The organism is Undibacterium sp. Jales W-56 (assembly GCF_025548535.1).
Classification (GTDB): Bacteria; Pseudomonadota; Gammaproteobacteria; order Burkholderiales; family Burkholderiaceae_D; genus Undibacterium.
In genome coordinates this window covers 181346-196236 of record NZ_JAJLQW010000006.1, presented here as the reverse complement: position 1 = coordinate 196236, position 14891 = coordinate 181346, and the positions used below count along the sequence as shown (strand labels likewise).

Annotated in this window: 12 protein-coding genes; 3 read left to right on the top strand and 9 right to left on the bottom strand. The window is 57.7% G+C overall.

What is annotated here, in order from left to right; all coding sequences use genetic code 11:
- Position 1: 1 nt before the first annotated feature.
- From LPB67_RS16435 to LPB67_RS16425, 3 genes are all read left to right on the top strand, one after another.
- Positions 2-1171 carry an anticodon nuclease gene (locus tag LPB67_RS16435; RefSeq protein ID WP_262838374.1) on the top strand — a complete coding sequence of 390 codons (1170 nt, stop codon included), beginning with the start codon at positions 2-4 and terminating at the stop codon, positions 1169-1171.
- Positions 1164-4268: an HsdR family type I site-specific deoxyribonuclease gene (locus LPB67_RS16430; protein WP_262838373.1), complete on the top strand. Its 3105-nt coding sequence runs from the start codon at positions 1164-1166 to the stop codon at positions 4266-4268. The genes LPB67_RS16435 and LPB67_RS16430 overlap by 8 nt, the downstream gene beginning before the upstream one ends.
- A gap of 451 nt (positions 4269-4719) precedes the next feature.
- Positions 4720-5043, top strand: coding sequence for a hypothetical protein (locus tag LPB67_RS16425; protein ID WP_262838372.1), 324 nt, complete (start codon positions 4720-4722; stop codon positions 5041-5043).
- A gap of 29 nt (positions 5044-5072) precedes the next feature.
- On the opposite strand, the gene LPB67_RS16420 is transcribed toward LPB67_RS16425, so the two are convergent.
- The 9 genes from LPB67_RS16420 to LPB67_RS16380 are packed head-to-tail and all read right to left on the bottom strand — an operon-like array spanning position 5073 to position 14884.
- The gene (locus LPB67_RS16420; protein ID WP_262838371.1) at positions 5073-7859 is read right to left on the bottom strand and encodes a conjugal transfer protein TraG N-terminal domain-containing protein; all 2787 of its coding nucleotides are present in this window, start codon (positions 7857-7859) and stop codon (positions 5073-5075) included.
- Positions 7860-7919: 60 nt separating this feature from the next.
- Entirely contained in the window at positions 7920-9371 is a 1452-nt protein-coding gene (locus LPB67_RS16415) for a conjugal transfer protein TraH (protein WP_262838370.1), read from the bottom strand.
- Between the two features lie 10 nt (positions 9372-9381).
- Positions 9382-10272, bottom strand: coding sequence for a conjugal transfer protein TraF (gene traF / locus LPB67_RS16410; protein WP_262838369.1), 891 nt, complete (start codon positions 10270-10272; stop codon positions 9382-9384).
- 25 nt (positions 10273-10297) lie between these two features.
- Positions 10298-10687, bottom strand: coding sequence for a hypothetical protein (locus tag LPB67_RS16405; RefSeq protein WP_262838368.1), 390 nt, complete (start codon positions 10685-10687; stop codon positions 10298-10300).
- Entirely contained in the window at positions 10684-12009 is a 1326-nt protein-coding gene (gene traN / locus LPB67_RS16400) for a conjugal transfer protein TraN (RefSeq protein ID WP_262838367.1), read from the bottom strand. The genes LPB67_RS16405 and traN overlap by 4 nt, the downstream gene beginning before the upstream one ends.
- On the bottom strand, positions 12006-12839 hold the full coding sequence (gene trbC, locus LPB67_RS16395) for a type-F conjugative transfer system pilin assembly protein TrbC (protein ID WP_262838366.1): 834 nt from the start codon (positions 12837-12839) through the stop codon (positions 12006-12008). Before trbC ends, traN begins: the two co-directional genes overlap by 4 nt.
- Positions 12826-13848, bottom strand: a complete 1023-nt coding sequence (gene traU, locus LPB67_RS16390; RefSeq protein ID WP_262838365.1) for a conjugal transfer pilus assembly protein TraU — start codon at positions 13846-13848, stop codon at positions 12826-12828. Before traU ends, trbC begins: the two co-directional genes overlap by 14 nt.
- Positions 13845-14519: a type-F conjugative transfer system protein TraW gene (gene traW / locus LPB67_RS16385; protein WP_262838364.1), complete on the bottom strand. Its 675-nt coding sequence runs from the start codon at positions 14517-14519 to the stop codon at positions 13845-13847. The genes traU and traW overlap by 4 nt, the downstream gene beginning before the upstream one ends.
- 2 nt (positions 14520-14521) lie before the next feature.
- Positions 14522-14884 carry a hypothetical protein gene (locus LPB67_RS16380; protein ID WP_262838363.1) on the bottom strand — a complete coding sequence of 121 codons (363 nt, stop codon included), beginning with the start codon at positions 14882-14884 and terminating at the stop codon, positions 14522-14524.
- Positions 14885-14891 lie beyond the last annotated feature (7 nt).

Below are 14891 nucleotides of genomic sequence, written 5' to 3'. Positions count from 1 at the left end.
CATGGACAAGACACTGACTGAAATCGCCCAGCAGCTCAAAAATGCCAACAAAAAGGTGCAACTGATCTATGCCTTCAATGGCACTGGTAAGACGCGCCTGTCGCGGGAATTCAAGCTGCTGATTGCACCCAAAGCCGATGGCGATGAAGAAGCCGATCAACCCGAGTTGTCGCGCAATAAAATCCTGTATTACAACGCTTTTACCGAAGACTTGTTTTACTGGGATAACGATTTGGAGTTAGATGCCGAATACAAGCTGAAGATTCAGCCCAATTCGTTTACCGACTGGATTCTGAAAGATCAGGGACAAGATCGAAATATCATCACCACCTTCCAGCGTTACGCCAGCGAGAAGCTGACGCCACGATTCAACGAAGAATATAAAGTCAAGGGCAAGGGCGATAAAGAGATCACGGTCGAAGCCTTCTCGGAGGTGACTTTCTCGCTAGAGCGCGGTGACAACGAACATTCTGGAAATTTGAAAATCTCCAAGAGCGAAGAAAGCAATTTCATCTGGAGCATTTTTTACACGGTAATGGATCAGGTGGTTACGATCCTCAATGTCGCCGATCCCGGCGAGCGAGAAACCAACCAGTTTGATCAGCTTGAATATGTGTTTATTGACGATCCGGTCAGTTCGCTAGATGAAAACCATTTGATTGAGTTGGCAGTCAATTTGGCGAGCTTGATCAAATTTAGTCAATCTACTCTGAATTTTATCGTTACGACGCACAGCCCCCTGTTCTATAACGTTCTCTTCAATGAGCTGAACGGCAAAACCTGCTACCTTATGGAGCGTTTTGAAGATGGCAGCTTTGCCCTCACCGAAAAACACGGTGATTCCAACAAAAGCTTTTCCTATCACCTGCATTTAAAGCGAACCATTGAGCAGGCGATTGCGGAAAACAAGATCGAAAAGTATCACTTCACACTACTTCGTAATCTCTACGAGAAGACGGCCAGCTTTCTGGGCTATCCCAAGTGGTCTGAACTCTTGCCTGATGATAAGCAGGCATATTTGAACCGCATTATTCAATTTACCAGTCATTCAACATTGTCGAATGAGGTCGCTGCCGAACCCAGCGGCCCAGAAAAAAATACCGTTGCATCGTTGCTGAATCACTTGGTGAACAATTACGGCTTTTGGCAACAGGAAGAACAACATGGTTGATTACACGAAACCCATCGCCGAATCGAACAGCTTCATTGTTCTCGATAAGTACACCAAGGAATGGCAGGTCAATGACAGCTATCAGAGCGAAGATGCGCTGGAGCGAGAGTTCATTCAGGATTTGCAGAATCAGGGCTATGAATTCCAGCCTACGCTGAACACACCACAAGCCTTACTGGTTAATGTGCGTTTGCAATTACAGACCCTGAACAACGTGCTATTTGCCGAAGGTGAGTGGTTGCGTTTTGTTGAAATGTTTTTAGATAAGCCCAGCGATAGCATCGTCGATAAAACCCGCAAGATTCATGATGACTATATCCATGACTTCGTGTTTGACGACGGCCGCATTCAGAATGTCTACTTGTTGGATAAAAAAAACGTTGCTCGCAACAAGGTGCAAGTCATCAAGCAGTTTGAGCAAAGCGGAAGCCACGCTAACCGCTACGATGTGACGATTCTGGTCAACGGCCTGCCGTTGGTGCAGGTGGAGCTGAAGAAACGCGGTGTCGCGATTCGGGAAGCCTTCAACCAAGTGCATCGCTACAGCAAAGAGAGCTTTAACAGTGAGCGGTCCTTGTTCAAGTATGTGCAGCTGTTTGTGATTTCCAACGGCACAGATAGCCGCTATTTTGCCAATACCACGCAGCGCAACAAGAACAGCTTTGACTTCACCATGAATTGGGCGAAGTCGGATAACAGTTTGATCAAGGACCTGAAAGACTTTACCGCCACCTTCTTCCAGAAGAACACTCTGCTCAACGTGTTGCTGCATTATTCAGTGTTTGATGTAAGTGACACGCTGCTGGTGATGCGCCCCTACCAGATTGCTGCCACCGAGCGCATCTTGTGGAAAATCAATAGCGCTTATCAAGCCAAGAACTGGAGCAATACGGAAAGTGGTGGCTATATCTGGCACACCACCGGTTCCGGGAAGACTCTGACCAGTTTCAAGGCTGCACGCGTGGCCACCGAACTTGAGTTTATCGACAAGGTTTTCTTCGTGGTGGACCGCAAGGATCTGGACTACCAGACAATGAAGGAATACCAGCGTTTTTCACCGGATAGCGTAAATGGCTCTGACAGTACCGCCGGGCTCAAGCGCAACCTGGATAAAGACGACAACAAGATCATCGTCACCACCATCCAGAAGCTCAACAACCTGATGAAGAGCGAAGGCGACCTGCCTATCTACGGCAAGCAAGTTGTATTCATTTTTGATGAGTGCCACCGCAGTCAATTCGGTGAAGCACAGAAGAACCTGAAGAAGAAATTCAAAAAGTTCTATCAGTTTGGTTTTACCGGAACGCCCATTTTTGCAGGGAAAAACGCACTAGGCGCAGACGATACGGCAAGTGTTTTTGGCCGCGAGTTGCATTCTTATGTCATCACCGATGCGATTCGTGATGAAAAGGTGCTCAAGTTCAAGGTGGATTACAACGATGTACGTCCGCACTTCAAAGCCATCGAATCCGAGCAGGACGAGAAAAAACTCAGCGCGGCAGAAAACAAGCAGGCCTTGTTGCACCCTGACCGTATCAGGGAAATTACTCAGTACATCCTGAACAGCTTCCGGCAAAAAACGCATCGCCTGCATACTGGTGCGAAAGGCTTCAATGCCATGTTTGCCGTGAGCAGTGTCGATGCCGCCAAGCTGTATTACGAGTCTTTCAAGGCGTTGCAGAAGAATAGCGACAAGCCGCTGAAAGTGGCCACCATCTTCTCGTTCGCAGCGAACGAAGAGCAGGATGCCGTAGGCGACATTTTGGATGAAAGCTTTGATGTTTCAGCAATGAATACCAGCGCCAAGGAGTTTTTAGATGCGGCCATCGCTGATTACAACGCGCTGTTCAAAACCAACTTCAGCGTGGATAGCAATAGTTTCCAGAACTATTACCGCGATCTGGCAAAGCAGGTCAAATCCAAGGAAGTCGACTTGCTGATTGTGGTGGGCATGTTCCTGACCGGCTTTGACGCCCCCACGCTGAATACCTTGTTTGTCGATAAAAACCTGCGCTACCACGGATTGATGCAAGCCTACTCGCGCACCAACCGTATTTATGATGCCACCAAGACCTTCGGTAATATCGTTACCTTCCGCGATTTGGAGCAGGCGACGATCGACGCCATCACCTTGTTTGGCGACAAAAACACCAAGAACGTGGTGCTGGAAAAGAGCTACAAGGAATACATGGAAGGCTTTACCGATGCGATGACCGGTGAAGCGCGGCGTGGCTTTGTGGAGGTGGTGAGGGAGTTGGAACAGCGCTTTCCTGATCCTGCTGCCATTGAAAAGGAGTCCGACAAAAAGGCCTTCGCGAAACTGTTTGGCGAGTATTTGCGCGTTGAAAACGTGCTGCAAAACTACGATGAATTTGCCAGCCTAAAGGCCTTGCAAAACGTCGACATGTATGACCTTGTCGTGGTTGAGGAGTTCAAGGCCAAGCATTATTTAAGCGACGAGGGACTGGCAGCGTTGCAAGCGATCAAGATACCGGCTGAACGAAAAATTCAGGACTACCGTTCAACCTACAACGATGTTCGCGATTGGCTGCGTCGGGAAAAATCCTCCACTGAAAAGGAAAAAACCACTATCGATTGGGATGACGTGGTCTTTGAGGTAGATCTGCTGAAGTCACAAGAGATCAACCTGGACTACATTCTGGAATTGATTTTTGAGAATAGTAAGAAGATCAAGGACAAAGTCTCACTGGTTGAAGACGTACGCCGGGTGATTCGCGCAAGCCTGGGCAACCGCGCCAAAGAAGGCCTGCTGGTCGATTTTATTAACCAAACCGACCTGGGCCAGATTGGCGACAAGGCAAGTGTGATTGACGCCTTCTTCACCTTTGCCCAAGCGGAACAACAGCAAGAGGCGCAAGAGCTGATCAGAATCGAGAATCTGAATGCCGAGGCGGCCAGACGCTATATCACTAACTCACTAAAGCGGGAGTTTGCCAGTGACAATGGCACTGAGCTCAATGCCATCCTGCCCAAGATGAGCCCGCTTAATCCCCAATACCTGACCAAAAAGCAAAGCGTTTTCCAGAAAATCGCTGTTTTCGTTGAGAAGTACAAAGGTGTGGGGGGGAAGGTCTAATGTGGCGTTCATCTTGTTGCGTTGCGAAAGGCATATTCTTGGTGGTTCCGGGGCGGAATCGAACCACCGACACAAGGATTTTCAAGTCACCTATCAAGCCGCCTACCCCTCCAGCGATGCTTCGGTTTGCCGACCAACGGCTCAATCTATCCGGATTCATTTCTGAGGCAATCGAGGCGTTAAGCAGTCTTGAATACCAAGAGGAAATGGGATTGAGGGAGCGGGAGTTCCCCGCTGCAATGAGCGAGAGAATGTGGCTGCGGGCCAAGGCATCCCTTGCGGAGTTTGCCTCTTCTTGGTTCTGGGTGCCGTTCATGCCGTTCGGTGCACAAGGAACAGTCCAGTGTTGAGCGCGCACAAGTCAGGAGGTGGTGCGATGGGCGAGTCTTGATTTTCATACTCATAAACGTAAAATTCACTTCAGCGATTGACGTGACTCTGGAGATGAAAAGTGAAGAAGACACCACTTTTTTTGGGAATAGCAGTTGGCGCTGGTATAGGTTTGTTTGCGACAATTCCTGAAGGTATTGGCGTAAAGATCGTAATGATGTTGATCGGCGCAATTGCGGGAACGGCTATTGGAGGTGCAGTTGGACAAATCGGTGAACATAAGGGCCACCGTATCAAACATGATGACGACGATGACGCCTTTGTGGGACTTGGGGTCACTCCGGCTGACCTACTGCATAACTACTGGAGGGACAAGGGCCGGCTCCCGCTAACCGAACCACCGGAGCCAGAGCAGGACGACCACATATTCGATCCTGATCACTGACATCATGATCAAGAAGTTGCTCTTGCGGATTATTTTCCCCTGGGTCGTTTCTTTAGCAGGTCCTTCGTAATATCCTTCGCGTTGTCGATGGTAGCGCCACCATCGTTGACGATCTGTTTCCCCGCCTCGACCAATAATGATTTTTTTGATGCTAGTGTTCCGTCTGGCGTCTTCACGACCTGCGCTTTCGCGTCGAAGGTTGAATCGGCGGATCCTGTGCGGCCGCGTATTTTCTCGCCTTGTGCCTGAATGTCACTGCGAATGGTCGAAGGAGTCGCCGGAACATCCGACGCCGGTGCCGGCGCACTGACGCGCGAGGCTTTGGCGTGATGCTGTCGATTGATTGTATCGATATCGGGATTCAAGCGCGAGTCGTTCGATTCTCGATCGAACCTGTCGTGGACATCGTTGAATGAAACCGGCAGTGCCGTGCCGTCTGAAAGCACGCGGTTCGGACGTAGGCCCTGCCGTGCCAGCTCCGCGTCGAACATCGCGAAAGCAGCCGCACTGTCACCGCCGTATTGCTCCGCATAGCGCAGGAACATCGCTAGATTGTGCGGATCCTGTGCCATGTCGACAGAAATCGATTCTCCATGCTCGCGTGCGGCGGAGATGCGTTCGGCAAATGTTACGCGTTCGGTGAATGCGGCACCGGTCCTCAATGCCCTTGATGTGGTCGAGGCGAGACGCGAAGACATGTCGGAAGCCTCCTTGGAGTCGTCGGCGATTGCATTGGTGATGCTTGTGTCTTGGGAGACTCGATCGCCGAATTGCTTGAATTCGGAGATCTGCTCATTGGTCATTGCGCTGAGCACCTTTTGTTCTTCCGCAGACAGGCCGGACTGATAGGTCTTGCCCGCGCGCGCTTCCGCTTTTGCTCCGGCAACAGGCGTGGAAACGCCAAGATAGGCGGATGCGACGAAAGCGATCTGTGCCACTTGCGACTGGGACAGCCCCGTCTTGTCGGATACGCTCTTGCTGATCTGGTCCAGGCGGTTCAGGTTTTCGCCGATTTGTTCGAAACTGCTGGACGTGGTCCCGCCGCTGCTACGAGACGATCGGTACTTGGCAAGGCCCTTGGTGAATGTATCGACCAGCACCGCCGAACGTTCCGTATTTGCGGAAACCGCTTCGCTGCGGGCCACATCGGCCATTTTGTTGGCTTCGGTCACATCGTTTTCGGACACGCGCATGGACGCCACATGGGACGCGAAGCCCTGGTTGCGCAGCAGACTGACGGCCGCGCGGCCATTCAACACGTTCGAAGTCGTGGTATTGCCTGTCACATTGTCCTGCCAAGACTTCATGAATGCCGAGGTGCGGTTGGGCGCCAGTTGCATCTGGTCCATCGATACGTTTCCCATGCTGACGTTGCCGGCGGCGGCACCGCCAGTTGCGTTGCTCAGGCTTGTCTGCAGGCCCGACAGCCCGCCGACCAGGGCTGTGCCGAAATTTTCCATGCGCTTGACGGCGGCCCACGCAATGAGCGGGACGCTGATCACCAGGTAGCCGACCACAGCTTCTCCGGAGATCGCGGTGGAATAGATCGTCGATGCCGTCTGCAATGACAGCGCCTTGAGTCCACCGCCAACGTCGGCTGCGGCGGCCAGGTCGTAGGATGCATAGATAGAGGCCATGTAGTTGAGAACCGCGTACAGCGGGGGCCAAAGCTGAATCCAGATCAGGATCGCGATATACGCTTTAAGGGCAAGCATGGTGTCGCGTCCGCTGGTAAGCAACAGGAGCAAGACGAACAATGGAAACAGGGCGTATGTGAGCGCCTCCACCACATTCCTGAATACAGGCAGCGCCTGCTCGGCGACCTTGCCGTAGTTCAGCCACGACGCATTGGTTTGTGCCACGGCCTGCGCCCGCCCGACAGCGAGGATCATGGACGCCGGATCATTGATCTTCTGGCCGATGATCTTGCTGGTGTCATTGATCGCGTTGATCACCGCGTTCTGGCGGATCAAGTCGGCGGCAGTGGCGGCCGCGTTCGCGATATTGTCCTTGAGATAGGCCTGCTGAACCTGGCTGGCGATGACGGCCGAGGCTGCGGAGCCTGGCAGCGTCGGATTGAGCTGGAAGGCCAATCGGTCCTGGATCTGCGTGATCTGGGCGGGAATGCGGGTATTCAGGCTGTTGTAAACGTTTGGACAGGTATCGATCGTGACCGACCCTCCAATCACGCTGAGGGTGCTGAAACGGGCCGGATTTGGCGAGGCCATCAAGGTCCAAACGTCATCCGAGCGCGAGAAGGTGCCCGGATCGATCGTGCCATCGATCAGATCGTACATGGTGCAGTTGTGAATGAAGTTGATCAGATCGGTTCGGAAATTCGGATCCTGGAAAATGATGTTGCGCGTTTCGCGGATCAACCGGTTGCCAAACATCAGACCGCTCTTCTGGTAGGTCAATTCGCTGGGCAGGGCGCCGCGGCCGGGAATCACCTGAAAGGCAGTTTCGAACAGCGTGGTCAAGGTATGGCCAATGGTATTCGTCAGGCCGCCGAAGAGGGCAAGGCCGAAGGGGACATTTGCAACTACCTGGACCGGGGCGCCGCCAGTCCGGTCGACGATGCCGACGGTGACCTTCGGGACGATCAGGATGGAAAATACCAGGACTACCGAGCCCAGCCATTTCCACCCTTGCAGCTTTTCGGGGGCGAAGGCATAGGCGATTAGCGCGGCGGCAAAGCCGCAGAAGGCGACTGCCGCCACGGTACTCATGTAGTCGCCGGAGCCGAGGATGGCCGCGATCGCATTGAAAATGCCGAACAGGCTGTCCGAGTTCTGGTATGCGTAGATCTCCCACATGGTCGCGCCCCTCTGTATCGCTTTCAGTCAAAAGTCCGGTCCGGCTTGTCCGTCAGTTCGCTAATTGGCCAGTCCAGCCGCCTGCTGCCCCAGCATGTCCATCACGTGCTGCGGCATGCTGGAACGCAGTTGCCGTTCGAGTTGCTCGAGATTGCTGGCGACCGCCTGGAACGATCCCACCTTCTGGTAAAGCAGGTTCTTCTCCTGCGCCAGTTGCAGCAGGATGGCCTGCGCACGCCTGCGTATTTCGTTTGCGCGATCGCGCTGTGTCTGCTGGAGGTTGTAATCCTTGTCCAGCGCCCCCATTCCTGTGCGCAGATTGGTATCGAGGAAGACATAGGCATAGTCGGCCGCGATCACGTCGCGGTATTGCGCGATGAGGCTGTCGGCGAGGCCAGAGCCTGGAATCGTCGAGCCGATCGACAGCATCTTGTAGACCGGCTCGGTGGTCTGGTTGACGAAGCCCACTTCCGCCGAGTTGTTCGGGATCGCCGTGCGGGTCGCAATTTTCGAGGCGATCGAGCGCATCATGTTCTCGACCTTGGCTGTGAAAGGCGTGTGGGTGTAGCTCGTGTTGAGCGTGACGGTGTCGCAGTTCGTGTAGTTGTTACATTGAAGGACATGCTGCACGACGTCGGTGCCTGCCCCCGCCGCCTGGCCATACAGTAACTGGCTGATCGAGGTGATCGTCGGCGCGATTGGTTCCGGGTCGCGATTCGCTTCGTCCGGGTAGTAGATGATCGTGCCGACCATGCTCATGATGAGCTCACGTTCCTGATCGTCGAGGTACGATCCCGTGTATTGCAGCGCCTTCCAGGTCAGGTTGCCGACGAACGGGGCCTTGTTGCGCACATTGGGGTCGCTCGAGGCGCGGGCGGAAGCGAGGACGCTTGGGCGGTCGGTGGCGCAGCGGCGCCGAGCCGCGTCGCGGTCCGTCTCCAGTCCCATGTCGATGGCCAGGTCGGCGCAGGTTTCCTGCGAACTGTAGCCGACCGATTCCGCGGCCGTGCTGACGATGGCCTTGGCCGTCTCGCAGGAATTGATGCGCGCGTTGTTGATCCAGGTTTCCAGTCCCTTTGCCCATTTCGTCAAGCCGCCCAGCAAAGGCGACACGGCTTCCAGCGCTAGCTGGAACGCGATGCCGGGCAGGGCAGCCGTGATGTTTCTCAGCATGTTCTTGAATTCGGTTGCCGAGATATGCGAAAACGAACCGCCGAAGACATCGATGCCCCCGCATCCGGCCTTCGCGCTGGGGAACTGGATGGCGGTGAGCTGGTAGACCTTGTTTGGCGCGCGCATGAACAGACTGCCGCCGGTATAGGTATTGAATGTCTGGCCGCGGAAGGCTCCGGGCGCCGTGTAGTTGCCTATGGTGCCGAGGTTGTTGAACATGGTGTTCACCTCACTGTTCAGGTCCCCTGCGCTCGCCGTCTGCGTGCAGACGACGGGGCCGAGAGACAGCGCCACGGCCAATATGGCGCAGGAACGGCGTTTGATCGATTGGTTTGCCATGGTGACTCTCCTAACGAAGAACGATGTGCTTGTTCTTGCCCGGCGCCATTTCCTGCGTAGCGGGAGCGGCCACGGTGGAAATGCGTTCGAGCAATTGGGATTCCGAAAGGACGCCAAAGCCGATCGGCGAAATCTTTCCCGAGTAAGGCTGTGCCAGGAAGACGGCCGGCACTTGCGTCACCTTGAGCGTGCGCGCGATCCCGTTGTCGGTCCGGGCATTCGGAAAGACCGGTATCGGGCCGCCGTCGACACTGATCGCCACGACGTTGATGCCATAGCGCGCCTGGAACGCCTCCAGCGTCGGGGCGAACGCATGGCAGAACGGGCAGTCGCCGCGAAAGAAGAAGAACAGCACATGATCCTTGCCGAGCGTGGCCATCGCCTGCGAGCGCGTTGTCAGCTGATCCTGCTCGAACACCTCGATCGCCTTCGCATTGACGGGGCGCCCCTGCAGCGTCGGATCGAGTTCCGGCGTCGCCCAGGCGACGCGCTGCGCGACATCGGCAAAATACGAGGCCTGCGCGACGACCTTCGATTCGAGCTCCATGTAGCGGCGGACATTGGCCTCGGTCGGCTTGATGATCGCGATGTTGCGGTACTGCTCCAGCGTCTTCTGCAAGGCCTCGAACTGGACGAGTTCAGGAGCGCGCCGCTGCACGGGCGCTGCCGGCAGGGGCGATGGCGGTCTCTTGAGGGGCGGCTCGGCTTCGTCGTTTGGCTCGGGTTCCTCATAGAAGTGCCAGCCACGCCAGTTGTCGGTCCAGTAGCCGGGGCCGGAGCTGGATCGGGCAGTGGCGGTGCTCGTGTCCTGGTCCTGGGCAAGCGACATGGCCGATGGCAACGCAAGCGTGAATGCAAGCGCCGCCATCGCTGGCAACCAGTGCCGGTTATTCGGATTCATGTCTATCTCCTGTGGGACTGTGGCGTCAGGACAAGGAGCGGGGCGGCAGGCCATCGCGGCAGTAGTTGATGCCCAACTCGATCGTCTGTTTTCTGGGGGCGGGGGAGGAGGGAAGCGACACGCCTTCCTGCCAGAACATGACCTTGAACCGGCCGCATCCGGCCTGGCGATAACGCTTCGTGGTCGAGACATCGATATAGATCGGTGACGTGGCCTTGAAGCGCAGCGTGATCGCGTCGGCCAGGCTGCCAACGAGTACGCCGTGGACCTCGCCGCCGGGCGAGTCGAGCGCCGCGACCAGCAGCGGACGGGCATCGGTGACAGGCATGCGTTCAGGCGTTTGCGCGCTGGCGGCTCCTACCCATGCGAACAGCATGATGGCGATGGGCGCGACGGTAGCTTGAATGGCGTTCATTGGCAGCGTCCTTGTCCGTAGTAGCAGTTCGAAATGCGTGCGGCGTTGATGGCCTGGATCGCGCCGACGTTGGGAAGAGTCGGAACGATCGACGCATAGAATTCGGTCAGGTCCATCGCCGCGAAGTCGAGCGCCTGCAACTGGGCGATGGAAAAGCCGGAACAGCTGGGATTTTCCCCGCTACCCCAACCCTTGCCGACCTGGTTGCGCCCTTGTTCGTTGATGATGCGTGCCAGGCGGCTGTTGAAGCAGCACTTGCCAGTGGTGTGTTCGATGCATGACACGCAATGGCCCAGGATGCGAAGACAGGACGAGCAGTAGGTGCCGATGCTGTGGCACAGGCCGGCGCCTTCCTGCATCGCCAGCTTGCCCTCGTTGTCGTTGCAAGAGGTCATCGACATGATGATGTAGATGATGACGGCAATGGCCAGCGACCAGGGATCGAACGCTATGACGAGACTGTCGCTTGCCGCCAGCGTGACCGAGCCAGCAGGCAGGGCGGTGCCGTTCACGGCGAGCGTGACGCCATAGGAAGTGAAGCTGCCGGAAAAGCCGCCGCTGGTCAGCAAAGCGGTGATGCCTTGGCTGACAAAGTTGCGATTATCCGAATTCATCAGGATGTCGTAGACCAGCCGCGAGCCAACCCCGAACAGACTCTGGTTCGTCATGCCGGCGCCACCCGCGTCGGCATAGCAGCAATTCTTCAGCAAGCGGTCGCGGCACCGGTTCGCCTCGCCCGCGAACACCTGCATGTTCTTGTCGAGGTAGACGCCGGCTTCGCGCGCGGCCTCCATCATGGACATGGAACGGGCAAAGTCGGCGTCGGACGTGTAGCTGGTGTTGAAGCAACTGGGGCCCAGGCAGAACACATTGGACGGGCATGGGCTTCCCGGCGCGCTGGTGCAGCCCGCGTAGTAGCTTGACAGGGCGCCGAGCTGGGACGCGGGGTTTTGAACGACCGCGCTCGCGCCGGCGACGGCCGGATCGGTGGCGGTGATGGGCGGGCGCACCGTGCCGGCCGACGCGATCGCGCCGGTCTGCGCCTGGCATACGGGATCGTTTGGCAACGTCTGGCAATACAGCACGCGCGCGTTGGCCTGGGTGCTCAGGTTGCCCTGCCCATAGTAGGCGGATTCCGGCGGTGCGTTGGTGTAGCCCGGCACGTTCGCGGCGGCCTGTGGCGCATTGACGTTGCCGCGGGCAAAGGCATTGGCGGCAAAGCCGGCGGCGGCGCCTTCATTGTTCGATTGGGCGATGGCATTTGGGGACGTCACCATCGACACGAACGAAATCAAGGTGAGCCATGTCGTGAATTTTTTCATCGCGTGCTCCGGATCTTGTCGAGATAGCGTGCGGCGCTGCCCGCGAACCGGGGGCCGGCGCGCCCCATGCTTTCCAGCGCATAATCCAGGCTGACGTCGCCGGCCACTTTCACAAAGGCATCGTTGGCGAAGCACTGTCCACTGGCGCACGAGCGTGTCGACGCGCCGTCACGCACCAGGACAAAGCTCGGCGACTTGTCGATGGCGAAGCGGTCAAACCCCTGCGGGTCGATCTGGAATGGGACACGGCCCGCGCCGATGAGCCCTTGCACCCGCGCTACCGTGTCGCGCAAGGAGCCGTTGACGAAGCCGCGCAGCACGAGCGTGGCGTTGGCGCGGCCGGCTTGTTCGGCCAAGCGCTTGAGCGTCGGCTCCGGCATGGCGAAACTGACGAACACCAGCAATTTTGGACCGGCCGCCAAGCCCTGGGCTTGTTCGAACCCGACGTTGGCCTCGAAGCCCTTGGCGATCGCTTCCAGGTCGAGCGGCGCCGTTGTCTTCGGCTGCGGCAGCGCGCCGATGTTCGGCGTGGAGGGCAAGGGCACACGCCGCAACTGCGCATCGGACGGCATCGCGTATTTCTTGCGTGCGCGCTCGATGTCCTGCTCGGTGATCACGGGCTGGGAGCGCTTTGCCCGCGCGACGTCGGCCTCCGTCACCGTCACGTTCGCAGTGCTTGGGGACTGGGCGAACACCGATTGCGTCAACGGCGACACAGCCAACGCAAGAGTAGCGAGCATGGCACGTCCACGCCGGCCGCGCCGATGGTTTCGGCAATCGGTGCGGACCAGGGCCTCCTCGGAGGCGAAAATGGTTTCAATAGCCAACACAGCAGTTCCTTTTTCTGAAGAGCATGAAAGCGAAGTCTTCCCCTCGCACCGGATATTCCTTGCCCGCGCCCCAAGTCACGGTCGTGCGCCCGAATGGTTGGCAGCACTTTCCGGCTTCCTGGTCCGTGTTGGGAATCGGGTAGGTCAGTTGGGTCTTGTATGCCGTCTTGTCCATGACCGGCAGGAAGTAGGGGCCGCACAGGCCTGATTGCCCATGCCAGCCCCATGCAAGCAGTTCACGGTGCATCTTTGCGGTCAGGCGTTGCGCGAGCAGCGCCGCCGTGCGCACACCGCCGAGGTGATACGGCACCAGGCCGTCGAGCGGATAGATGGCGCCCTGGCAGCCCGCGCACCAGAACATTTCCCGAATTCCGAAGCCGGTGGAGGCCGCCACGCAATCGGCGGCGCAGGCGGCGATCGCGACCGGATTGGCGAACAGCACGGCCTCGGGATTGAGGATCAAGGTCAGCTCGTCGTCCTTCCACAAGGGATCGACTTCGGTCAGGTAGGCCAGGTCGAAGGAGCCGTGCTCCAGGCACGGGAAGTCGGAGACGACATCGAGCCAGTACATGACGGGATTGACGTAGAAGTGGGCCTGGTAGAAGGCTCCACCGTCGCCGTCGCCTTCGGCACGCGTGTAACGCGCCGCCTCCGGCGCGGCGATGCCCGGATCCATGTCGACACCGCCGAGCGAGACCAGACAGAACGGCTTGCGCACGACCTCGACGTGGCGCGCGGGCTCCCAAAATCCTATCGAAAGCCCCACCGTGGGATTGGTGCCGCAACTGCAGATGGGGCTGGACGGGTTGGGAATGTCCTCCTGTGCGCCGAAGTTGGCGATTTGCACACCGCCTATGCTGATCGGGAAGATGCAGCTCCAGCAGATATCCGTGATCGGATTGGGAAATTTCCCGGTGCAGGTCGCCGCGCCGGCGGCATGGGCCTCATTGGCGGTACCGAGACGGACAAGCAAGGCGAGCAGCAGAACAAGCTGAATGAAGATCTTCATGGGAGCACCAATTCATCGATACGAAGGCGCAGGCCTTCCTGGGAGACGATCGCCGGCACCTGCGTGATGCCGAACCGGCGCGTCAGCAAGCCTTGCTGGTCGTAGTACACGGGCGAGCGCCATGACTTCATCAGGTCGAGGTAGGAGCCGCCGACGAGGATCGGCTTGACGTGGCCGTGGTAAAGCGCGATCAGGTCGCGGGCGCGCGCTACCTGGCGCTGGTCGCGCGCGTCGAAAAACAGCAGGTGCTTCGACAGCGACACGATCTCCAGCGGGTTCTTTCGGGTTCCAGCGGGAAACAGCAAGCGGCCCTTGTCGTCCTGAACGTTTCGGTCGAGCGTGAACGTCGGATCGAAATAGAAGGTGCGTGCCGTCTCGGCCGTGCGCAGGCCGGGAACAGGCTGCGGGTGGGTCATTGACTCGATGCCCCGTCGCCGGGTGCTTTCCTGAAGAGTCTCCAGTTCGCCGCTGCGCTCCTTCGCCAGCAGGCGCTGCCGGATGAAATCGAGCAGGTTTGGCTCGGCGATCGGGTAGACCGGCCCGATGGTACCAAGGTCGATCGCCGCGGCGAGGCAGGGGGCGAGGAGCGCTGGGGCAAGCGCAAGTCGCGCAAGCCCCATTCGCGCAAGCCCCATTCGGGCAAGCAAAGCCGGGAACGGTGGGCGCCACATGTCTACCTCCTGCCCTTGCAAGCGACTGTGCCGGATAAGCGCTGGAGCATCGCCGTGTCGCGCTGCGCGGCCGCGCGCATCATCGCCATCAATACCGGGTCGCCGCTGCCTTCGGCGATGGCCCTTCGCAATTCGATGGTGCCGAGCGCTCGGCCGCAGCGGCGTTTGAACGCCTCCAGATAGACATCAGCCCCTTCGCGCGCGGCCGGAGAGATCTGTGCCAGCGCGTCCAGGTAGACGTCCAGTGCGACATCGTCCGCGAGGGCACGCGTCTCCTGTCGCGGCCCCGAGGAGGGGGACGTGTCCTGCGCCAGCGCCGTGCCGGCGCTGAGGAGGGCGATTGTCATCAGAATGGTTATGCGCATGTCTGGC

Bases quoted from the DNA above. Each gene is read 5' to 3' on its own strand.
- LPB67_RS16420 (WP_262838371.1), bottom strand. From the start codon at position 7,859: ATGTGGGAGATCTACGCATACCAGAACTCGGACAGCCTGTTCGGCATT.
- LPB67_RS16415 (WP_262838370.1), bottom strand. From the start codon at position 9,371: ATGGCAAACCAATCGATCAAACGCCGTTCCTGCGCCATATTGGCCGTG.
- LPB67_RS16380 (WP_262838363.1), bottom strand. From the start codon at position 14,884: ATGCGCATAACCATTCTGATGACAATCGCCCTCCTCAGCGCCGGCACG.
- LPB67_RS16430 (WP_262838373.1), top strand. From the start codon at position 1,164: ATGGTTGATTACACGAAACCCATCGCCGAATCGAACAGCTTCATTGTT.
- traW (WP_262838364.1), bottom strand. From the start codon at position 14,519: ATGTGGCGCCCACCGTTCCCGGCTTTGCTTGCCCGAATGGGGCTTGCG.
- LPB67_RS16435 (WP_262838374.1), top strand. From the start codon at position 2: ATGGACAAGACACTGACTGAAATCGCCCAGCAGCTCAAAAATGCCAAC.
- traU (WP_262838365.1), bottom strand. From the start codon at position 13,848: ATGAAGATCTTCATTCAGCTTGTTCTGCTGCTCGCCTTGCTTGTCCGT.
- traF (WP_262838369.1), bottom strand. From the start codon at position 10,272: ATGAATCCGAATAACCGGCACTGGTTGCCAGCGATGGCGGCGCTTGCA.
- LPB67_RS16405 (WP_262838368.1), bottom strand. From the start codon at position 10,687: ATGAACGCCATTCAAGCTACCGTCGCGCCCATCGCCATCATGCTGTTC.
- traN (WP_262838367.1), bottom strand. From the start codon at position 12,009: ATGAAAAAATTCACGACATGGCTCACCTTGATTTCGTTCGTGTCGATG.